This window comes from Azospirillum canadense, assembly GCF_025961225.1.
Classification (GTDB): domain Bacteria; phylum Pseudomonadota; class Alphaproteobacteria; order Azospirillales; family Azospirillaceae; genus Azospirillum; species Azospirillum canadense.
This window is the reverse complement of sequence record NZ_JAOQNG010000005.1, coordinates 386440-409836: the sequence shown is the minus strand read 5'-3', so window position 1 is coordinate 409836 and position 23397 is coordinate 386440. Positions and strand designations below refer to the sequence as shown.

Below are 23397 nucleotides of genomic sequence, written 5' to 3'. Positions count from 1 at the left end.
GGTCAGTCCAACGGCCGGGGTGCCAGTCCGATATCTGTGAGTTATTTTTCAGCTCATTCAGGCGCTTCGCTAACTGGTTGGCGCCAATCACACCCGGTTGAGACACCGTGATGAGAAGGCGAGGCGGCATTCAAACTTCCAAGCGGTTGGGATTATCGGAATAACGGCACCGGGGCCTCAGGTTGGGCCCAGCGCTTCGTTAAGCAGCGGCTGTGGGCTTTCGACAAACGGATTGATGATGGTCACCCCGCCCAGCGTGCGGCCGGCCTGACCATCTTCCGACAGCAGGAGTCGGCACCCGTGGCGCTTTGCTGTTGCCCAGATCATGGCATCCCAAAAGGACCATCCATGATGGGTGACCGCATCCATCGCGTCGGTCAGACAGGCGTCATCGGCGGCCACGACGGGCAGCGTATCGCGCCACTGCTGGACGATGTCGGCCGCACGGGCCGGCGGGATGCCGTGCTTGGCGCCGGTAAGCGTGCGGAAGAGTTCCGCGAGAGACTGCAGCGTCAGCACACAATCCCGACCAGGAAGGCGATGGATCAAGGCGACAGCCTGCCGGTGACGGTCGCCAGCAGACCGATCGACCGCGTAGACCAAAATGTTGGTATCGAGCGTGAAGCGCATGCCGCTCACCGGTCATACAGGGCGTCACGGTCGAACCGCTCGCCTCCGAGATCCACACCGTCCTCCAGCGTCTGGAACAGACGGGTCCAGGCTGTGCCGCCCCCCGTTTTCTTGGGGGCTTGGTCATAAGGCACAAGCTGCGCCACGGGCTGTCCACGCTTGGTGATAATGACCGTTTGGCCCTGGGTGGCCTGCCCGAGGATCGCAGAAAACTGCCGATTCGCGTCGGCCGCGGAAACGGTACAAGGCATGGCGGACCTCCGGTAGTGAGGTCACTACTTTACGCTCCGGGCTGCCCCTCGTCAACGGAAAGTAGGTAGATCACTACCGAAATGTGAGAGTTATGGGATGCGCCAAGCCGGGAGTCACCGGCGCACCCTGACGGACTCTGATGAGCGCCCGCGGCACCGGCGGCGGATGCGAAGACAGAAGCCCCGTCTCTGTGGCGGGGCTTCTTTGCGTGTGCGCTGGTGCGAGGGATGATGGTCAGGCGTCGGCCATGTCGTGGTCAACGGACTGATCGTCGGGGCGGAGCGTGCCGGAACGGTGCGGAAGAGAGTGCGGCAGCGGGGGCGTCTGCGCGGTCTGCTGGATGGTTGGAAGGAGGCCGGCGGCGAGGGCGGCTTCGCGGGCGGCGGGCACCCGGAGCACCTGGGAGGCGGCGGCGTGGCGGAGAAGGTCCAGGACCAGCAGGGCCTCGCCGGAGCGGGCGGCGTCCTCGTGCTTGCCGGCCAGCCGCTCGACGCGGAGGGCGGCTTCGTTGTCGTCGAACTGGATGACGGCCTCCTGGTAGATCGGGAGCGGGTTGCGCAGGGCCTCGGCCGTTTGTGCGCGCTGGTGGAGGTCGAACGCGCGGTCTTCGCGGCAATGGAGCGATAGGTCGCGGGCGGGCGGTGTCGCGGGCTGGGCTTCTGGGGTGGGGAGGGTACGGACGGGCTGGCCCATGTCCTCAATGTGGGCGACGTGGATGGTGCCGTTGTCGGTGACGGTGAGGACGCCGTGCTGAGGGTTCTCGGCCATATAGGCGTTGGCGGCGTGGGTGGAGGTGAAGGTCACGGTGGCGAAACGGCGTCCGTCCAGGATGTGGGTGCCGGATGGGGGCGGGTTCGCGGGATCGGCGGTGGTCGGCATGGCGAGTTGCTCCTTGGCGGCTTGGATGGCCGCGAGCAGGGGATGGAGGTGCTCGGCCGCGGTGGCGGGCTTGAACAGGGTGGCGACGAAGGCCTGCAGATCCGCGGCGTATTGCGGATCGGCGAGGGCCGGCGTCTGGGCGAGGTCGTAGGCGGTGTCGCGGGCGAGGCGGACCAGCAGGAGCGTCGGGTCGGTGCCGGCGGACAAGGCGGCGTGGATGGACGCCAGGGCCTGGGGGTTGGCGAGGATGGTGGACTGGAGGTCGGCGGCGAAGGTGACGGGGGCGGACGTGGCGGCCGGAGTGATGGCCTGGGGCGCCGCTGGCGCGGCGGGGTGGTCCTCGCTGCGCTCGGACCGGGGAGCGGTAGGGGCGGTCGGGATGGGCGTCTCCTGGGCTGACGGGGCGATCAGGGCGCGCAGCGTGTCGAGGACGCCTTCGCCGGCGGCGGCGACGGGCGGCGGGGCGGCGTAGGCCGAGGCGCCCCCGTAGCGGTAGTCCCGGCGCTTGTTGGCCATGTCGCGGCCGTGAGCGGCGTGGCGGGTGTCGTAGTCGGCGCGCATGGCGTCGGTCGGCAGGGCGTCGTAGAGGGCGCGCTGAATGGCCGAGGGCATGCCGAAGTAGCTCTGCATCTGCCAGGCGGCCTTCTGAGCGACGCTCTCCTGGTACTGGCGGGCGAGGTCATCGACGGCGCGGGTGGCGAAGGCGAGGACGGCGGCGTGGATGTCAGCGGGGCTGCGGTCGTGGCGGTGGGCGGCGGGGAGGCGGTTGGCGGCGGCGATCACCTCGGCGGCGAAGCCATCCTCGCGGATGACGGCGTAGAGGTCGCGGTCGTGGATGTCGGCGGCGGGTTCGGCGGCGAAGCGCTGGGCGGCGATTTCCGCGGTCAGGGCGGACTGCCACGTGGGCCAGCCGGCCTCGGTGAGGGCTTCGTGGGGCTCCATGCTGCGGCCCCAGCCGTTCACGGCGGCGGCGGCGATCAGGTACTCGCGAGCCTCGGCCTTGCCGCGGAAGTCGTCGCGGGAGCCATAGCCCTTGCGGGCAAGCTCGTCGATGGCGGCTTTCAGGCGGTCGATGCCGAGGTCGGCGACGGCGTGGGCGAGGCCGAGGGCCCGGGCGCGGTTGGCCGGGCCGTTGGTGGGGTCCGCGGCGCGGCCGAGTTCGCGGGCGAAGGACGAGGCGTCGAAATAGGTGACCGCGCCGTCGGCGGCGTGGCGGACGAAGTTGGCGGCCTTGCCGAAGCCGGCCTGGTAGGAGCGCTTTTCGACGTTGTCGAGGTCAGCGCGTTCATCGTAGGCCGGTTCCAGGGAGGCGACTTGGTCCTGGTCGGGCTGCACGTCGTCGCCGGCGGTGCCGTCGGCGGTGTTGCCGTCGGCGTCGAGGCCGGTGACGGGCATGGTGTCGGCGAGCTGGGCGTCGATTTCGGCTTGGCGGATCAGGAGGGCTTCCAGGCGGGCGGCGTGCTCAAACGGCTTGCCCATGGCGGCTTCGGCTTGGGCGATGTCCTGGTGGGCGTTCTCGATGGAGCGGCGGTCATGGGCAATGTCGAAGGCGATGCCGCGCACCGTGGACGAGAGGTCCTGCAGGAACCCGGAACCACTGGGCTGCTTGCCGAGCTTCGTCATGTCCGTGCTGAAGGCGCGGAGGCGGATGTCGGTGTCGGGGACGGCGAGGCCGACGGCGACGGTGTCGTTGCCGTGGGGGCCGCCGGTTTCGACGACGATGTCGAGGCCGGCGTACTGGCCGACGGTGGCGCGGTGGAAGCCGCGGGCGGTCGTGCGGCCGTCCATCCACTCCTTGGACATGGCGCGGAGCAGCGCCTTGCCGGCCGCTTCGCGGATCGCCCAGATGTGGTTCTCCGCAGCCTCGATCATCTTGGTGTCGGGGGCGAGGGCCAGTTCCTCGTCCGTGGCGCGGCGGCGCGGGATGGGAACGGCCGTGGCGTCAAAGCCCGGCAGCACGGCGGGGACGCGCTCGGTGACGGCGGCGGTCTCGGGCGGCAGGCGGAGGGCGGCGAGGGCGGCCTCGTAACGGGGAATGCGGGCTTCGGCGTCGGCGATGGTGCTGCGGGCCTGGGTGACGGTGCGGCGAAGGGTGGTTTCGTCGTCCTCGTGGTTGCGGTAGGCGCGCTGGAGTTTGGCGACTTCGGCGTCGATGCCGGCCTTTTCCATGAGGATGGGATTGCCGGTCAGAATGGCTTTCGCTTCGGCGTAGGACAGGGCCTGGCTGTCGATCTCCTCCATCTCGCGCTGTTCCAGGTTGCCCGTCATGACCTGGCTGATGAACTCCTGTTTGCGCTGGGCGGTCTGCCACATGTAGACGTCGAAGGTGCCTTCCGTGCCGAAAATCAGGATTTCGACAGGAATCTTCAGGTCATAGTGAAGATTGGATTGACGAACCAGTCTGCCGTCTCGTTGCTCGATATCGACTGGGCGCCACGGGCAGTCAGCGTGCAACACAGCGTAAAGACGATCCTGAATATTGGTGCCAACACCCATTTTGTCCGTGCTGCCGATCAGGACGGACACGCGACCGGCACGGCAATCCTTGAACAGGCGAGCTTTCGCTTCGTCAGTGGAATAATCATGGATGTACTTGATGCGATCCGCCGGGACGCCGTTGGCGACGGCCGCGTCGCGGATGGCGTCGTACATGTTGAAGCTGCCGTCCGCCTTCGGGGTGCCGAGGTCGCAGAAGACGGCTTGCATGGCGCCTTTGTTGGGCGACATGCGTGCGCCGCCCCAGATGGGGAATTCGCGGTCCTTGGTGTCGTGGTAGATGCGGGCGACTTCCCGGCCGATGGCGCCGGCCTTGCCCCCCTCAGGATCGGCGGGGAAGCCCAGGAGGCGCATGTCGGCGGCGGCTTTGCGGCCGTCGCTGGTGACCTTCAGCATGTTGTCCTCGGTCGGGAGAACGTCGCCGGCTTTGATCGCCTCGATGCGCTCCTTGATGCTCTCGATGTAGGCCTTCTGCATCGGAGAGGCGGGGACGGAGACGACGCGGGGCTTGCCGCCCAGGAGGGCGGGGACGGGCAGGGCCAGCATGTCGGCGGTCTGGACGTCCGTGAACTGACGGAAGTGGGTCAGGAGTTCGGGGACGTTGACGTATTTGGCAAAGCGGGTGTTCATGCGGAAGGAGGCGCCGTCGGGGGCGAGTTCGATGCTCGTCACATCCTGGCCGAAGTTGGCGGCCCAGGCGTCAAAATGCGCGATGCCGCGGGCTACGAGGCCGGGCTTGTCGAAGTATTTCTGCATGACGAACATTTCCGCCACGCGGTTGGCGATCGGGGTGCCGGTCATGCCGACGAGGCTGCGGCCTGGATTTCGTTTTTCGAGAATCTCCTTCTTCAGGAACAAATCCTCAGCCCGCTGACTAGCGGGGGCAGATACGCCCGCGCGCGAGGTCTGGAACGAGAGATTTTTATAGAGGTGGCAATTGGAGACAAGAACGCCGGCCGCAAAGTAGTTGTGATGGTCAGCTACTTCGAGGTCGTAAACCGTCGAACAATCTCCGCACAGCGGTTGACGTCCTCCATCACTTCCTGGTTCGTAAACCTCAACACGGACCACCCGAGAGCATTCAACACTGCGGTCTTGCGCTTGTCCAAAAAGCGCCACCGGCGAAGACGGTGTGTCAAGCCATCCACCTCGATAGCCAGCATCCGAGATGGACCCGCTATGTCCACCTTGTAGCAGTGTGGCAGCGATTCGAACTGGTCCTTGACCGGCGCCGTCGGTATGGCGAGTTCCATTGGCAGGCCCAGCACGCCTGCCAACAACTTCTGTGGCTCGGTCAGTTGACCGTTCCCGCCACGAGCCAAAAAGGTTCTGCCTTTCATGGCCTCCGAAATCTTGGCGCGAATCGCCGGGTCCTTGTTCGGATTGTTCTCCTTCATACGCGCCGATGCGCCCGGATGCTTCCGTCCCTTCCAGTATTTGCCGCGCGTTGGCCCGATGGTCTCCTCGAAACGCTCCGCGCGACCGGGGAGACGATTGCGGTAGATGGCCGCGCATGGATTCGAACAAAACCGCCGTTTCGCGTTGTTCGCCTCTCCCGAAGAGACGAACTGGAACTCTGTTCCGCAGATTTCGCAGGTCTTGACGACCATCTTGCGCGGCTGCGCCTTCCGCCAAGCGTACCTGCATTCCGGTGAACAGTAGCGCCGCAGATCCCAGCGCCGCTTCGCGTGGAAGGTCCTGCCGCAGTGGGGGCAAACCCGCTCCGCTTGGTCCAGCCGAGCAAAATTTGCTGCTTCCTGACAGTCCTTCGAGCAAAAATGCTGCGGTATTTCCGCGCTCGGGACGAATGTCTTCTGGCAGTGAATACAGTGGCGTTCCCGGATCGAGGTCTTGGGCGGCAACGTATCCGGCGCCGGTCGCGATCTTGTGCTTGTCGGTGCAGATGAATTCGCCGCGCTCATGGATGACCTTCACCATTGGCGTTTTACGCTCGCGCGGCAGCCAGCGGATGATGGGCTTCCACTCCAGCGAACCCGTCGCGCGGTCCATAGACAGGACATTCGCTTTCAGGCGAGATTCTACCACGAAGCCAATCGGGAGCCAACCACGATCGGTTAGAATAGGTGTCTCGTAAGGGAAGCACTCATCAACAAACAGGCGGTCAATGCCCGTTTTCTCGAACGTGATGCCGTCGTCTTTGACGTCTTCGTTGATGAGACCTTTGAGGCGTTCCGTAAGATTCTTCTTCGCGGTCTCGAGCCGTTTCACCGTGAGGCTACCGCGCTCGTCGTTGCCGCTCTTAGCCGCGACAATGGAGGCCTCCAGGTCGTCGACCTGTTCGCGGATGAAGTCTGCCGTCGCTTCGACAGAAACCGGAATTTTGCTGAATGTCGAATGAGTGAAGATCACAGCATCCCAGTCGCCGAGCGCGCAGCGGGCCACGAACTCCTTGCGGTACTCGGGGCTGACGCTCTCCTTGTCCGCGATGAGCAGGCGCGCAGCGGGGTATGCCTGCTTATATTCACGCGCAAACTGCTCCAACATGTGATTTGGAACCGCAAAGGCCGGCTTGGTGGTGAGGCCGAGGCGCTTTTCCTCCATGGCGGCGATGATGCTGGCGAAGGTTTTGCCCGCGCCAACGGTGTGGGCCATCAGCGTGTTGCCGTCCTGGACGACGCGCCAGGCGACGTTGCGCTGGTGCGGGCGCGGGTTGATGGCGGTGCTGAGGCCGGGCAGCGTCAGGTGGCTGCCGTCAAAGCTTCGGAGGACGGTGTTGTTGAAGTGCTCGTTGTAATAAGCGGCGAGGCGGGTGGCGCGGTCCGGGTCCTGCCAGATCCAGCGGCCGAAGGTCTCCTCGATTTTCTCGCGCTTTTCGCAGGCGGCGAGCGTGGCCTTCGCGTTCTTTTGGCGCTTGCCGTCGCTGTCGACGTCGTAGACCTCGGTGGGGCGGCCGGTGAGGGCGTCTTCCAGGAGGGTCAGGGCGTCGCGGCGGCGGGTGCCCCATTCGGTGCGGGATGCTACGGAGCGCTGGACGTCGCGGAAGGCGTGGACGCTCCAGGCGTTGATGATCGGCGCGTAGGCCACGCTGACGGAGTCGGTGCCGAGGATCGCGTTGGCGAAGGCCTGGATGTCGCCGGCGGGAATCCAGGGGGCGCCGAGGCGGGCTTTGATGTCGCGAGGGTGGAGGTCACGGGGTTGGACGCGCTGCAGGGCGGCGACGTTGTCGGCGTAGGTGGCCGGGTCGTCCTGGGCGGCGGCCTCGGCGGCGCGGAGCTTCACGCGGACGTTGCCGCTGAGGTAGGCGTCGGCGGTGACCCAAGCAGGCTGGCCAGCGGCGTCGAGCGTGGGGTCCTTGTAGATGGCGCCCTTGAGTTCGGCGATGACGGACGGCTCGTCGGTACCGAGCAAGGCGGCCATACGGGACAAGTCCACGCGGCCGGTCTGTTCCAGGACGGCGAGCAGGGCGCCGTGGGCGTCGTCGGCGCCGCGGATTTCGCGGGGGGCGTTGAGGACGCGCTTGCTGAAGATCGGCGCCTTGCTGGCCTGCTGGGTTTCGTCGTCGAAGTTTTCGAGCGCGATGACGCTGGCGAAGTCGGGGTCGCGACGGAAGCCGCCGAACTTTGGGTAGCGGCGGGCGATCACATCCTCGCCGTCCTCGTCCTTGCCGCGGTTGATCGCGGAGAAGCGGTTGATGGCGCCGTAGGTGGACTTGTAGTCGTCGTAGAGGGCGTTCAGGCGGGCTTGGGCGGGAGCCCAGAGGGGGGCCTGAGACATGGTGTCCTGGTCTGCCGCTTCCGCGGCGGGGGCGGCGCCTTCGGCGCCGGAGGTGGCCGAGGGGGATTGGGACGGGAGGGGTGTGGTGTCGCGGGACTGGAGGTCGAGGATGTCGTGGACGGTGTCGCGCAGCTGGATCAGCAGCGCCACTTCCGCCTGCTCCTTTGCCGGGACGTTGGCGGGCTCGCCGTAGCCATGGCGGCGGATGCGGATGGTGCCGGCGTCGTCAAGGTAGAAGGCGCCTTCCTTGATGTCGGCGGGGGCGGTGGACGGTTCGAGGTCGCCCGCGGTGGCGGCGGTGGTCGGCGTCGCGTGGGCGGGGGCGGCCCAGAGTCGGTCGCTGGTGCGGGCGTGCTCGACGATGTCGGAGACCGCGGCGGCGATCTGGGCGGCGAGGGGGCCGGGGTTGGGTTTTACGGTGAGGGTGTTGGCGTTGTACATGCCGCTTTCGACGGCGAAGGTGCCCAGGACGTGGGACGGATGGTCGACGAAGTAGCGGTTGATGTGGACCGGGTCGGCGCCGTCGGTTTGCGCGGGGAGGTCGAGGGTGGTGGTGCCGATCCAGGACTGGTCCAGCGGCTGCTCGTGGGCGTGGCGCTTGCGCAGGAACAGGATGTCCGTCACGGCGTCCGTGCCGGCGTTGGCGCGGAAAGCGGTCTCGGGCAGGCGGACCGCTCCGAGGAGGTCGGCGCCGAGCGCGATGTCGCGGCGGGCCGATGGGTTGCGGGCGTCGAGCGTGTAGCGGCTGGTGACGAGGGCCATGACCGCGCCCGGCTTCGCGAAGGCGAGTGATTTGATGATGAAGTGGTTGTGGATGCTGTGCCCGGCCTTGTTGTGCCTGGGGTCGTGCAGCGCGATCTTACCGAAGGGCACGTTGCCGATGACCAGATCCATGCTGGCCGGGGGCAGGTTGGTGGTCTCGAAGCTTTCGGCGCGGATTTCGACCATGGGGTAGAGGTGCCGGGCGATGGCGGCGGTCGTGGGGTCGAGTTCCACGCCGACCATGCGGGTGTTGGCGGCCAGGCCGGCGGGCAGGGCACCCATGAAGTTGCCGATGCCGCAACCGGGCTCCAGCACGCGGCCGCCGGGGAAGCCGAGGTCCTCGGTGGCCTGCCAGACGGAGGCGATCACCTCATGGCTGGTGTAGTGGGCGTTGATCGTCGTCAGGCGGGCGGCGGCGTAAGCGTCGTCGCTGAGGAGGCTGCGGAGGTCGGCGCGCAGGGCGGCCCAATCGCCGGCTTTGGCGTCGTCGAAGATCTGCGGGCTGTGGCCCCAGCCGCTGTAGCGGGCAAGCGTGCGCTGCTCATCCGCGGTGGCCGGGCGGGCTTCGGCGGTGAGGGTGTTCAGGAGGCGGAGCGCGGTGAGGTTGGCGTCGACTTTGGCGCGTTGGCCGGTGGGGGCGAGGTCGGATTGTGAGGTGATGGTGAAGGCAGTGGGGGTGGCGGGTTGTGCTGGGACCTCCGCTCCGGCGGCAAAAGCGGGAGCTGGGGCCGCGCCGGTGGCGCGGGGGGCCGCGCTGCGCTCGGCGGGGGTGGCCGGGGTGGGGTGGGCTGGCTGGACGTGGTCGACCAGCGGCAGGAGGGTCGCGGCAGCGATTGAGGCCGATGCGACGAAAGAACGGCTGTTCTCGTTCGACAGGCGCTCGACGTCGTCACGCGCGATGTCTTCGATGACGAATGCCTCGCCGACCATGGTGTCGAGCAAGCCCTCGCGGGTCAGAATGCCGCGGGCGTCCAGATAGGTGCCATCGGGCAAGGCGACGGCCACATGGTCGATCAGCGAAGACATCGGATTGCTGTACGCCCGAACGCCGACAAGCGACAGGCCGGTGGCGTCATGAATGGCAAGAGCCAACGGGAAGCACCCGCCATTCATCAAGTCATCTTGCGTTTCCGTGTCGAGCGGAGACGGCGTCAGAACGCTGCCACGCGGGGCAACGTGAATGCCGTCGTCGTTGAGATTGGCGCGGATCGCAGACGCAGGATAAGTCCCCTGGAGCGGAACACCGCGGAGCGCCGCGTCGAGCCATGCCGCCTGTTCGTGCGTGGGTGAGGCGGCAGAGCGACGCATATCCGTCGTGTCGCCACCGTCGTGGACGATGGTGAAGCCTTGGCGCTCATACCAGCCAATCAGGCGGCTCTGTGAGGACTCGTCATAGCCGACCAGTTCGTCCTCGTCTCCATGGTCGTCGGGGAGCATGGCGTGGGCCTGGACGAAGAGAGACGCGCCGTGGCGGTCGGCCAACGCGGTGACGAGGCGGATGGCGGTCGTGCCCCAGCCGTTGCCGGGCGTGGCCGCCTCGATGGCGTCCAGGTCGATGTCGGCCGGCGCGCCTTCCGGATAGCCGATGCGCGTCTCCTGCGCGCGGGACATAGAGAGGGTCCCGTTGGCGAAGAAATCTGGCTGGGTATCCTCCAACGCGGCCAGATCGGCGAGGAGGTGGTCGACGCGATCGGTCTGAGGGGCCGTCGTGGAGGCGGCGAAGAGGGGCATGTCAGCCTGGGCGCGCTGGGCGGCGGCTTCGGACTGGCGGCGGGCGTGGGCGTCGCGGATGTGGGCTTCGAACCGGGCCGCGGCGTCGTGGCCGAACTGCGCGGCGTATTCGGCGAGGGTGTCGCGGATGGCAACGGTCTCGCCGGCGCGCGCGGCGTTGACGTAGCGGGCGGTGTCCGCCGCCTCGTCCGGCCCGCGGGGGCGGCGGCCGGTGCGGGGATCGATGCCGGCGGTCGCGGCGTCGGCGAGCCCGTCCAAGGCGGTGAGGCGGGCGCTCAGATCCAGGGCGATGGCGTCGTGGAGGGCCGCCTGCTCCGCGGTGTCGGCTGGGTCACCGAGGTAAGGCGGTTGACGGTCGGGGGTCCGAACCGGTGGCGGGAAGGACGCGAGGAAGTCGGGGGTTCGGTCGGGGGCGGCGGCCCCGGCCGGGGAGGGGATGGTCTCAGCGGTGGTGGTGCGGTCGGCCTGGACGTCCGCGATCTCCTGCGCAAGGTCCGGGCGGGCGGTCCTCAGCCAGACGGCGAAGGCGTCGAGGGCGCCGGCGTCGTGCGCGTAGCCCATCACGCGGTCAACGTCGATGCGGCGCAGCGAGGCCACGTCGGCGGCGGCGGTGCGGATCCACGTGGTGAAGGCGAAGTCGCGGTCGGTGCCGGGCGGGGTGGCCGCGGCGTCCTGCTGCGGAGCGGCGATGGGGGTGACGGAGAGGTCGGTGTTCACGGCGTAGCCGACGTCGGCGAGGGCGGTGCGCAGGGCGTCGGTGAGGATCGGGTAATCGGCCAGCGTCGGGCTGGGCTGGCTGCGCCAGACGGTGCGATCGGCCGGGTCGAGGTGCTGGTCCTCGACCTCGAAGGCGCGGTTGGAGGCGGTGCGGGCGTCAGCGGCGTCCACGCCGTAGGCCGCCATGATCTGGCGGTCGAGCAGGTCTTTCGGCGTGGCGTTGCTGACGACGAGCGCGGCGCGACCCCGGGCGCCGGTGGCCAGCACGGCGGCTTCGACCTTGAGGGCGAGCCAACGCATCGCGGTCACGTCACGGCGGGCGGCGGCGTAGGTGGCGTCGGTGAAGCGAGGGGTGGGGGCGTGTGTCACGGCTGCCGCAGTGGTCGCTGTGGCCGCGCCGATGGCCCGGGGAGCCTCGCTCTGCTCGGCGGGGGAGACCGAGGTGGGTTGGGCGACCTCCGTCTCGTTCGTGGCGGGGGTGTCGTCGGGAGTGGGCGCGTGGTCGAAACTGCCCAAAGCGGCCATTTCGGCGTAGTGGCCGGGCGTTGGGGTAACGTAACCGCGCGCGATAGCGGCGAGAAGCGCCTCGTCCTGGGTGGCGTGGTTGGACTGGGTCTTGATGCCGTAGCCATCAAACTCGACAAGGATGAAGCGAGCGTCGACGGGTGATGTGTCGGCGGTGGCCGGGGCGACCATCGCGCCACCTCCATAGCCATCGGGATCGCGGGGCGTCAGTTCGAAGCGGTCGTGCGTGGCGGCCGGCGTGGCGGCGGTGGCGAACTCCGAGGCGTAGGCGGCGCGCAGGGCGGCGAGGCGGGCGGCCGGAGAGACGGGGGCCAGTTCGAGGCGGCTCAGCGTGGAGACCGGGAGCGGGGCTTCCGTCAGGAGGACGCGGGCGGCGTCGGTGGTGGGCAGCAGGGCCGCGGTGTCGAACGGCAGGCCGCGGACCGGGAGGCCGAAGCCGACGGGGCGGTAGACAGACAGGTAGAGGTGGCCGGCGTTGAGGGACGGGTCTGCGGTCACGTCTGGGCGGGTGAGGGCAGAGGCAAGCCAGCGGAGGTCGGTCGGAGTGACGGGCTCCGGCGGCGCGGGTTCGGCGGCCAGCTGCGGGGTGGCGGGCGTGTCGGCTTGGGCGGGGGCCTGACCCACGGCGGCAGGGGTGGTGGCCGGGGCCTCCTCCGCGCTGTGCGTGGCGGAGGGGACCGCGACGCGGTCGGCGGTGCCGTCGACGCTGGAGGGGGCCGAGGTGGTCTGAGACGGGGTGGGTTGCGGGGTGGGCGCGGCCCAGGCGAAGAGGTCGAGCGTCTTGGTGTCGCGGGACGGGCGGCGGGCGGCCGGCGGGGTGAGGGGGGCGTAGAGGCTGGAGGTGGGAGCGAGGCCGCCGGCCGTCAGACGGTCGGACGGGGTAAAGAGGCGGGGATCGTTGAGACCCGACAGGCCCATGTCGAGCAGGGACGCGGCGCGTGTCTCGGCGGAGGCCGCGCGGGAGCCGATGGTGCCGTCGATCAGGGAATTGAGGACCTGGATCAGGTCCTCGGGGAGCCGAACGACCGTCCCGAGCCGGGGCCGAAGAGCGGGCGCGTCGCCGGAGCGCTGGTCACCGTCGCGGTCGGGTTCGGCGGCGGCGCGGGACGAGGCCCAGTCGCCGGCCAGGTGACAGGCAAGTTCCTCAAGGAGTCGTCCAGGAGAATTTGAGGGTGGGTAGCGGTCGAGGTCGTAGCGGGCGGCGAGGTCGTTGAAGAGGGCGTCGTGGGCGGGGTCTGTGAAGACGGCGAGTTCGTGGTCATCAAAGCGTCCTTCGCGCAGATGTACGTGGCCAGCCTCATGATAGAGGATGTCGACAGGATCGTCCGCAGTCATCGCGACGAGCGGTATGTGTTTTACGTGGCCCTCGGCGTCGCGCATTGGAATCGTGAGGCCGTCGGCGGCGGTGAAGGCGTCCTGCCCGTCGGGGGTGCGGGCTCGGAGATAGATGGCGCCCGTGACCAGGATGTCGCCGTTGGCGGCTTCCTGCGGCAGCACGCGAGCGGCGTGCGGGGCGAGAGCGGCTTCCAGGGCGTCGCGGCGGGCGAGTGACGAGTCGTCGGTGGGCCAGCCGTGGACGATGCCCGGCAGAAGCGATTGCCAGGACCAGCCGTCGACGGTGAGAGTTTCGCCGGGAGCGGGCAGGCGCGGCGGCGGCGGCGGGTACGGGATGGGCTGGTGGGTGGAGAAGACGGTTGGGACAGCGGCCGGCTGCAGGGCCGCGGGCGGGTCGAGGTCGCGCACGTCGAGGGTTCCTTCGAAATCGAAGTCCGTGGTGAGGGCGTCGGCGGCGCGGACGTCCACGCCTTTCACGAGCGCGCCCATCTCGGCCATGCGGCGGCCGACCTTGGGCGCCAGCTTTTCGGCTTCCCACGGAATGTTGCTTGCGAACAGCCAGCCGACGACGGCCTTGGACTGGAGGCCGTAGCGGGCGCAGCGGGCGGAGACCTGTTCGACCGCGGTGGCCGTCCAGGGGAGCGTGAGGTTCAGCTGGACCGTCGGCTTATCGCCGTCGGTGTCGTGCAGGGACAGGCCGGTGCCGCCCTTGGCCATGGTCAGCACCATCAGCTTTTTCTCGCCGGCGCGGAAGGCCTCCTTGGCCTTCGTCGCCTGACCGGCGGAGACGGCGCCGGTGTAGACGGCGACCGCGTCCTTGCCGAAGGCGGCGACGATTTCGTCGGCCGGGCTGGGGAGGTCGAAGCGGATGGTGCGGTTGTCGAACGCGACGGCGAGGTCTTCGATGAACTCGGCGAAGGGTGGGGGCGGGACATCGCCGTCGCCGTAGATCCGGGCCATGGCCGCTTCCTGGCGCCACTCCTGCATCATGGCGACGACTTCGTCGGCGGAGTAGGTCCGCTCCGTGGGCTTGGCGTCGAGCATGCGCCAACGGCCGAGTTCGCGATCGGACTTGGTTTCCGTGAAGAGGGCGACGCGCTTGCCGTCGGCGAGGTGGGTGCGGGCCTGCTCGATGGCGCCGGGGAGCTTGGCGGCTTCCAGGATGCGCTTCAGCGTGTTCTCGCGGTGGCGGAGCATATCGGCGGCGCGGCCGGCGGCAACGACGTTGCCGTCACGGTCGCGATACGAATCCAGGGCGTCGTCGTAGGCGGCGTTGACCTGATTGTAGAGGTCGACGTACTCCTGGGAGACGGCGAAACGGTTGAACCGCACGTCGACCAGGGCGGGGTCGATCTGCATGGCGCGCTGGGTCATGATGCCGCGCGCCATGAACCAGTCGCGGGCGGCCTTGCCGTCGGCCTTGCTGGCGTTGGACGGCCAGTAGGCGATGGTTTCCGTCTGCTCGCGGCCGGTGCGGGCGTTGATGAAGGTGCGCGACTTCTGGGCGGCGCCGTACATCTTGGCCCAGGTCTCGAAGCCCCCCACGCTGTCGAACACGCCGGTGGCGGCGAGGTAGCGGGCTTCGATGGGGTTCTCGAACGGGGTGGCCGAGGCGGCGATGGTCATGCGGGCCGCGCGGAGGAGGTCCTGGCCCTTCTGGCCGCGGGATGCTGCCACGTTCTTCAGGTTGTGGGCCTCGTCGGCGAGCACGACGGTGTCGTGGACGTCGATGGGGGCGGACTTGGCGTTGCTGAGTTCGGCGTAGGTGTGGAAGGAGACGCCGTCCAGGCCGTAAGGGGCGAGGTCGCGCTTGATCTGCTCGATCAGGTCCGTGTTCAGCGTCAAGTAGACGAAGCGCTCCTGGCCGGCTTCGCGCAGTTCGCGGATCGCGCCACCGAGGACGAAGGTCTTTCCGGTGCCGGCGGCGTTGGCGAGGATGAAGAGCGGGTTCTGGCGCTCGTAGGCGCGGTGGATGAGGGCGATGTCCTCGATCTGGTCGCGGGCGACGGGGGCGGGAATGCCGAACTGCAGGCCGCGCTCGATCAGGGCGCGGGTGGTGTCACTGACAGATTCGGCAGCAGGTCGGTCAAGCTGACGCTCGTCGGGTCGTCCTCGCTCTCGCTCGCGGAGTTCGAGGAGGACTCGAGCTTCCTCAGCGTCAATGCCGCGTCCGGCGTCTCCTCCATCAAGCGCTGCAACGCTTCCTCGGGCGTCAAGGTCGGCAAGAGCCGCGCCGAGGTGGCCGGTCGGGTCGGCGGCGAAACGGTATCCTTTGATGCTTCCATCCCAGGTTCCTCCGATGTCGTTGAGAATGCTACGGTGGTCGTACGTCTTGCCCGTGACGACGAAGCCATTGCCCTTTGGGTCGGCGTCGACGTGCAGGCGGTTCGAGGCGATCAGACGCTGGGCGCGCGGGGTGTCGATGCTTGGCCGGTTGGCCGTGTCGTCCTGGGCGGGCAGCGAGGCGCCGGACAGGGCGGCGCGCAGGGCTTCCGTGGGGTCGCCCTTGAAGAAGGCGCGGGTGGCGGTGCCGCTGAAGGTCGAGGGGGCGGCGGCGCCCAGGCGGTCGAGCAGGGTGGCGTTCGTCGTGAGGTCGCCGCGGACGGTCCAGAAGTCCTTGCCGGTGCTTCGGCTGGTGCGCTTTTCAAGGATCAGGCCGGCGGCGTCCAGTGGGTCCGTGGGGGCCTTGCTCGGGTCGTTGGCGGCGGCAAAGGCGGCGAGGATGCGGTCGGTGGGGTCGGCGTCGAAGAAGCTGCGGCCCCAGGCGTTCTTGAGCTTGAAGGGGCTGGCAGCGCCCAAGCGGTCGAGGAGGGCCTGGTGTTCGTCGATACGGCCCGTGACGAACCAGTAGGGCTTGCCGGCGCGGGTCTCCAGGGGCTTGACCTTGAGGCCATAGGCGGAGAGCGGCGTCGCGACGGTGGACGGGGCGTTGCGGTCGTAGGCCGAGGCCGTGGCTGTGGTCGTGGATTGGGGGCCGGATTGGCGGGCGGTGCGGAGGGCGGCGGTTTCGGGGGCGCTGGAGAGGTCGCGCAGCAGGGTGGCCGAGCGGGAGCGGTCGTCCGTGGCGGCGGGGGCGTCCATCTCGTCGCGCGCGCCGATGGGGCGCCGGTCGGGTTCGGCGGTGTGGAGGGCCGGGATCGGCTGGCCGGCGGGGGTGTGCGCGGCGAGGTAGATACGCGCCTTCTGGACGGCGTCGTCGAAGTCTTCGCCGAAGGTGCGGACGTGGCGGTCGTCGTCGCGGCCGGGGGTGGTCGCGTGGTAGCGCAGCGTGTAGCGGACGGCTTGCTCGCCCTTCGAGAGATAGTACCAGAAGCGGTCGCCCGGGGCGTGGACATCGCGGACCTGGACGCCGTCGGCGGCGGCCGTCGCGGCGTCGATCCGCTGCTGACGCTCGTCCGGCGTCATGAGCTGGATGTCGACGTCTGCGACACTGGCGAGGCGGAGCAGGGCGACGGTGGTGGGGTCGAGGAAAGGCGCGGCGTTGAGAGTGTCGTGGGCTCCGGTGGCGGGGGTGGGCGTCTGTTGCTTGGCGGCGGGCTTGGTGGCCGTGGCCGCGCTGGTGGCGCGGGGGGCCTCGCTTCGCTCGGTGGGAGAAACCGGAGTGGGCTGGAGGTCTTGTTCGGTCTGGGTGGTGGCGGCGCTCGCGGTGGGATCGGCGGGGGTCGGCACGAGGCCGGACGCGATGGCGCGGGCGTGCTGGCGCTCGAAACGGGCGATCGCGGCGCGGGCGGTCTGCTCCTGGCGGTCAATGTCGGCGGCGATCTGGGCAACCGTCATGCCGGGCGTGTCGCCATAGCCCATGATCCGGGACACCTCGCCGGCGGACAGGACCCCGTTGCGGTCGGCGACGGCGGCGAGGCGTTCGCGCCGGCCCGCGATCGGCTTCAGGTCGTCCTCATACATGCGGAGCGCGTTGGCCAGCACGTCGGGCGTGGTGACGGTCCAATCGCCCCAGAACACGTAGCCCTGAGCGGCCTGCTCGATCATGCGCGGATTGAGGCGGCCTTCGCGGGCGGACGCGATTTCGCTGTCCGTGAAGCCGGCATCACGCAGGAGATCGAGGTCGGGCGCGGGGGCGCCGGGCGCAGGCGCGGCCGGCGCGAACGGGGTCCCGCGCGTGCCGGCGTGGGTGGCGGCGTTGATGCGGGCGATCTCGTCGGTCGCGGCGTTGCCGGCGTGGAATTCGGAAGTCTGCATCAGGTCGCGCAGCAGGGTCGGCGCGGGGATGCGATAACCTTCGCGGAAGGCTTCGAGGAAGGCCTCCTGCGGGGTGGCGCGCGTGGTGTCGCCGCTGAATCCGTTGCGGTCGAACCACGTCACCTGCCACTGGCCCGGATGCCGGGACGAGCGGGCGACGGTGGCGCCGCGGAGGCGGCTGTCGCCGGTGGGCATCTGCAGGACGTAGCCGCGCTCGCTGCCGTGCTCGGCGTCGTAGTGGACACGCATGACCGCAGCGGCTGTGTCGACGGCGGCTGGCAGGAGTCCCAGTGTGTGGAGGGTGGCGTTGGGGATCGGGGTGGAGGACCAGGCGAAGTTCCCCGCGGACTGGACGTTGGGCGTTGCGACGGCAAGGGACGCCGGGACCGGGGCCGCGGGGGAGTGGTAGACGAAGGCGCCAGCCGGGATGTCGTGCTCGCCGAGGGCGTCGAACAGGGCGCCGGTGTCGACGTCGAGGGCCATGGCGCGGATGAGCCATGACGACATGGGCTCGGAGGTGGTGGTCTGTTCGAGGGACTGCGTGCCGAAGAGGTCGGGGTGTGTGGCACGGAGGTAGGCTTCGACATCGGAGACGTAAGCCGGGTCTTCGTCGCGAAGGATGCGGGCGATGTCATCTCGCGTCAGACTGGCGATGAGGGCGGGGCCTTCGAGGTCGACACGGTCGAGAGTGGTGGCAATGCCGAACTCGATCTGGGTCGGCGTGAGGCGGTCCTGGGTGTCGTCGCGGGTGTCCGCCTGCGGCATGGCGGCGGCCCGGGCGGCGCTGCGGTCGAAGCTGGTGGGGAGGCCGAGGCCGTGGGCGAGACTGTCGATGCTCTGACCGTAGGGGCCGAGGTCGATCCAGTGCTCGCGGCCCTGGCGGCGGCCCTCATAGGCCTGAATGCGACCATCGTGAAAGCGAAGAGCGTCCCGGTTTTTGGGGGCAATGACCGTCGTGCGCAGGCTGGTGCCGTAGACGACCGAGTGGCCGGCGTTCCAGCGGTCGTTCGCGGCGGCCCAGATGGCGCCTTCCCAGGTGCTGCGGTCCGCGGTAAGGGCGGTGGCGGGGGACGCGACGGTGCGGATCGCGACGTCGGGGTCGGGGTCGGTTGTTTTCCCACCGGCCGGCGGGGACGCTGAGGCCTCGTCCACGCCTTGCGCGGACGAGGAGACACCGGCGTGGTCGGCGGAGGATTCGGTGTCACCGGAGTGAGATGGGGTGGACTGGGAGGGGGTGATCGGGTTCCGGTCCGGGGCGGCGGACTCGTCCGGCAGGACGTGCAGCGTCGGCGGGATGGAGCGGTTCAGGCCGACGAGGTAGACGCGGGCACGGAGCAGCGCGGCGTCGCGGTCGGGCCCGAGATGGCGAACGGTGCGGGTAACGGCGCGGCTTTCGTCCGTGCCGGGCGTGTGGTGGCGCAGGACGTACTGGCCACTGCGCACCAGGCTCAGCGCGTAACCGGCGGGAATGGCGGCGGAGACGGTCGCGGGTGGGGCGTCGGAGCGGGCCGGCGTGGTCAGGACCGTGATGCGATCGATGGCGCTCAGCGCGGTCACGATGCGGTGCATGCGCTCGCCGGATGGCATGTCGCGGACGTCGTCGCCGGTCACGCCGAGCAGAGACAGGAGGCTGAGGGTTTCCTTGCCGCCGGGCGTCAGGGTCGCGGCGTCGAGGCCGGGGGGGAGGATGCGGCGGCGGGAGGGGTCGGGGTCGCGGTAAAAGGCGTCGGTCACGTAGTCCTTGCCGACCAGGTCCGGGCGCTGGGTCTCGCCGAGGTTGATCTCAAAGCCGAACCGCCGGAGGAACCGCTGTCCAGCCGGCATGTTGCCGTTGGCATCGCCAAGCAGGTTTGGCACCGTCAGCAGAAAGCCGTTGGCGTCGGCAAAGTCGATGATGCGGGCCATCGCGCGCGTGCCGTGTCCCTGATTGCGGAGGGCCTCTGGCAGGCTGAAGCGGAGGATGCGGTACTGGCGCGTCGTCGCCGCATGGCCGGCGCCTTCGAAATCAACAACAAGGCGCGGGAAGTCGCGGCGCAGGCCGGCGCGCAGATCGTCCAAGCGCAGAGCGGCGGGCGGGGCGGCGCGCGACGGGGCCGCGCTGTCCGAAGCGGCCGGATCGGCGGCGCCGTCCGTGGCCGCGGTGGACGCTTGGGGCTGATCGCCGACGGGGCTGGCGGCGGCCCGCGTGGGATACGCGGCGGTCTCGGCGGCGAGGGCCAGGAGGGCGCGCGCGGCGGTGCGGGCGCTGTCGAGGTCCTCGGGGGCCACGCGGGCGCCGAACAGGTGCTCCTGGAGGGTCAGGATGGCGTCGTGGCCGGCTTCCGCGGTGGCGTGGATCACCGCCGGAACGGTCGCCGGCACCTCCCGTGTGGTCAGCGCGGCGCGGGCGGCACGCAGCGCCGTGCGCGCGTCGTCGAGCAGGGCGCGGTCGGCGGCGGTGTTGGCGGCAAAGTCGGCGGCGTCCGCCGCGGCGGCGAAGATGGCGGCGGCGAACGGGGGCGACTGCAGGGCGTGGGCGGCGAGCAAGGCGTCGCGCGCGGGCAGCCAGCCCAGGCTGCGAAAGTTCTGGGCGGCGGCGTGGGCGTGGAGCGAGAGGATGACGTGCGCCGGGGCAAGGTCGGGAAAGACCTTGGACGCGGCGGCCAGCAGGGCGTCGTCGGGCTGGGCGAGGTGCTGGCGGATGTGGAGGAATTGCGTGGCGGGGCTCAGGGCGGCGTCGGCCGGAGCGTCGCGGCCGGCAGCGGCGTCGCTGGCGCTCCGGTGCGTGGCGGTGATCGTGGCGGCGGCCGCGGCGGCGGCGGCGAGGGTGTCGGCCGAGAGGGCGGTCAGCGGAGACAGAGCGCCGGTGAGCGCGGCCTCGATGGCGTGCGCGATGGCTTCGCCCTGGCGGGCGGCGCGGGCGGCCGCCTGGTCGAAGAGATCGGTCGGCAGGTGCGGGGCCGCGATGGGGATCAGGGCGGCGGCGAGGGCATCGGGGGTGAGAGCGGTAACGTCCGTGACAATGATGCGCGCGCCGTCCAAAGCCTGCACGGGGGCGGCGGACAGGCGCGCGCGCTCGTCGTCCGGCAGCGTGGCGATCACGTCGTCGGCGAGCCAACCGATGGGCGTTTGCGTGACGATGAGCAAACGCCGAGCCTCGGGCGGAAGGCCGGCGACCGCGGCGCGCACGGCGGCGTGGTGGGCCTCCGGGAAGGTGTCCAGGCCGGGGACGGAAATGAGCGGCGTGAGGACGGCCGCGTCCCGGTCGCGAGCGGCGGAGCCGTCGGCTCCGCCGGACATGGCCGCGGTGGGGGCGCTGGAGGCTTGAGCGGCCGTGGCGGGCGTTACGTCCGGTTGCTGATCACCAGGTCGGCGAGCGGCGAGTCCATCCGCAGCGGCTGCGTCGGGTCCGGGTTGAGCGCTTTCGCTTCCTGGACCTTCGACGCCAGCAGCTGGAGCGTCGAGGCGGTGAGATCCTGCGGGTTGGCCGGGGGCGTGGCCTTCGGCGCGGTGGTCGGCGGCGTGCTGGAGGCGGTCGGCGGGCTGGTCGGCGGCATCGCGGGTGTCCTGGCTGGGGAAGGAGGCGGGTTGGGAAGCGTGGTGGGCATCTTCGACGGAGGCGTGGCCGGAATCAAGGGCGGCGGTGGCAGGGCGCGATGCGGGCTCCACAAACAACGGCGTGGGCGGGGCGTCGACGAGAGGAACGGGGGCCGGGTCGGGGTCAAGGCCGAACAGGGACAGGGTGCGACGGTCGTGCTTGTCGCGGGCGTGCAGGGCACCCGCAACGGTGACGGCGGCGTCGGTGCGGATGATCGTGCCGGCGGGGGTGGCGGATGCGGCGGCGCTGGAGGGGACGGCGCGGGCGGCGGCAAGGCCCTGCTCGATGCGGGCGAACCAAGCGCGGGCGGCGTCAAGGGGGCGTCTGGCCGCCGCCGCGGCCTCCGCGGCGCCCGATCGGGCGAGCGGGGAGCGGAGGGTGGTGAAGGGCTGCTGGATGGTGTCGCGGACGGCGCCGAAGAAGCGATGCATCAGGGTGAAGCCGCGGCGGGTCGGCGGGTTGGGAGCGTCCAGGCGTTCGGCGGCCCATTCGGCGTAGGCCGTGGCGGTGGCTTCCTCGTCGAGTTGGGCGTCGGTGAGGTTGGCGTCCTGGTACAGGGCGTCGATGCCGTAGCGCCGGCGCCAGTGCGCGGCGTTGGCGGCGAAAGCGGTCCAGGCGGCCGGGTCGATGAGACCATGGTCGCGGAGGAAGTGAATGACCTCGTGGCGGGTGTCCTTGAGGAGGTCGCGGGTCGGGCGGGGGGTGCCGGTGGCGTCGTAGAGGCTGACGGCGATGATGTCCTGGCCGAGCGTGCCGCCGTAGGCGCCGGGGCGGTAGGACCCGGTCTCGTCGAACAGTTGGTTGGCGGCCAGGACCCGGGCGCGGTTGCCGGTTGTGCGGTTGACCAGACGGGCGACCTCGGCCAAGGCGTCGTCGAAGAGGCGGCGGTCGGCGGGCGGCATCGTCTGGGCGGCCATGCGGCGAATCCTTGCTGGGGCGCCGCAGAGGGCACCGGAGCCTTCAGTATAAAATGAGTGGCGGGGACGAGCAAGCGGAGGGTTGGCGTGGGCGACGGTGTGGCGGAACGTCACGGGCCGTTGATCGGACGACAGCGCTCTTAAAGCGGGAGACAGCGCTCTTAAAGAGACCGCAAACGAAAACGGCGTCGTGTCGGCGCCGAGGCGCCGGTCGACTCAGAACGCGACGCGTGGCGGACGGGAGCATGCATAAGATCGGGGCCTGGGAATGCGTGTCGCGACCATCACGATTGCGGCGCTCTTCTTATCCTTGGCAAAATGCCCGACGCGGAGTCCCCGGCGCTTCCCGGTCGCCGAAGGATAAGGCCGGACGACGTCGAGGGGGCGGTGATCAAGACACGGCCCGAGACGAAGCCGCCGGTCAGGGCCGGGGGCCGGCGGCGGTCAGGGCCGGCGACGATGGCGCTGGACAGGGTCCGGAAATGGATGCAGAGGAGTGACTGGTTGGGATGGTGGTGTCGGTGATGCGGCGTGCTTGCTCCGGCAAGCGGTGGCCAAGAGGGCGAACCGACGGTTAAGGCAGAAGAAGAGCGGTCTGGGGTCGGCGTCTGGTGGGAGCGAGCATGGGTGGCACGGACAATGTGTCCAGAATGGCGGCGACGGCATGGCAGCTGGTCGACGCATACCTCCGAGCAAAGGAGGACGGGGCGGCTGGGGATGGCCGTGTGGTGGGGAGCGCGGGGGGTGACGCGATGCTTGGGGTGTTGCGGCGCTTCAACCGCCCGGGGTTGCCGCTGACGCTGCCGTTGCCTGTGATCGCTGCGGCTCGCGTGATCCTCGTGGAGTGGGGGTATGACCCGGCGCGCGTCGATTCGCTGCTGGCTGAGGTGTACGGCAAGCCGTACGTGCCCAGAGGTGCGGTGGCGGCGATCTGTCCGGACGCGTGCCGGTCGCTGCGAAGCTGTCAGCTTTACGGGTGCCGGCTGGCCAAAGTCGACGAGTTGGTCAACGCCGTGATGGAGCGGATGCTGTCGCGCCGCCAATAGAGCGTCACCATGGCGGACGTTTCTCCGAACACGCAGGACGTCCGGCCATCGGGCGCACCAAGGGCGGCCTGGACGGTGCTCCCGGATGAGTGGCAAAGCACGCACGGTGCGCGTACCCCACGGACGCCACGGCTGCCGTCGGCGGCGCCGACACGGCAAGGCCTGGTCGGCGGTACGACGGTCCCGGAGCTCCTGTGGGGCGATGCGGTGGCGCGGTGGAGGTCGCGCGGACGCCTCAATTGGCCGGTCCGGTCGGTGGAAGGGAGGGTCCGGCGACGAGACGGAGTTGCTCGGCCCACATGTCCTCGGGCATGAGGACCTGCCAGCCCTCCCCGACGAACGGGAAGTCGGCGGCGACCATCGGGCCGCTGCAGGCCCCGTCGTCATAAACCTCTTCAATCCGCCAGAAGCGGACGCCATCCGGATACACGAAGATGTCGCCTTCCTGGTACGTTTCCTCCGGGTCAACCGGAATCGCGTGGGACAGGTCGAACATCGCGGTGCCTTGCGGAATCGGCGGGCGGCCAGCCTTGGCCGAGCGGTCAGGGGGGGTGCTCATGAGGAGGGCGTCGTCGTCGTCGAAGGAGTTGGTCATGGT

General features: G+C 69.5%; 5 protein-coding genes. 1 reads left to right on the top strand and 4 read right to left on the bottom strand.

What is annotated here, in order from left to right:
• Nucleotides 1-177 precede the first annotated feature (177 nt).
• The 3 genes from M2351_RS26450 to M2351_RS26440 all read right to left on the bottom strand — a co-directional run bounded on the left by M2351_RS26450 (nucleotide 178) and on the right by M2351_RS26440 (nucleotide 21753).
• Nucleotides 178-630: a PIN domain-containing protein gene (locus M2351_RS26450; RefSeq protein ID WP_264659034.1), complete on the bottom strand. Its 453-nt coding sequence runs from the start codon at nucleotides 628-630 to the stop codon at nucleotides 178-180.
• Between the two features lie 5 nt (nucleotides 631-635).
• Nucleotides 636-881 carry a type II toxin-antitoxin system Phd/YefM family antitoxin gene (locus M2351_RS26445; RefSeq protein ID WP_264659033.1) on the bottom strand — a complete coding sequence of 82 codons (246 nt, stop codon included), beginning with the start codon at nucleotides 879-881 and terminating at the stop codon, nucleotides 636-638.
• A 235-nt stretch (nucleotides 882-1116) separates the two neighbouring features.
• Nucleotides 1117-21753: a DEAD/DEAH box helicase family protein gene (locus M2351_RS26440; RefSeq protein ID WP_264659032.1), complete on the bottom strand. Its 20637-nt coding sequence runs from the start codon at nucleotides 21751-21753 to the stop codon at nucleotides 1117-1119.
• A 623-nt stretch (nucleotides 21754-22376) separates the two neighbouring features.
• Here M2351_RS26440 and M2351_RS26435 point away from each other — a divergent pair.
• Nucleotides 22377-22799: a hypothetical protein gene (locus tag M2351_RS26435; RefSeq protein WP_264659031.1), complete on the top strand. Its 423-nt coding sequence runs from the start codon at nucleotides 22377-22379 to the stop codon at nucleotides 22797-22799.
• Nucleotides 22800-23034: 235 nt separating this feature from the next.
• Here M2351_RS26435 and M2351_RS26430 read toward each other — a convergent pair whose 3' ends face one another.
• Complete coding sequence (locus M2351_RS26430; protein ID WP_264659030.1) at nucleotides 23035-23394, bottom strand: hypothetical protein; 360 nt, start codon at nucleotides 23392-23394, stop codon at nucleotides 23035-23037.
• Nucleotides 23395-23397: the final 3 nt, after the last annotated feature.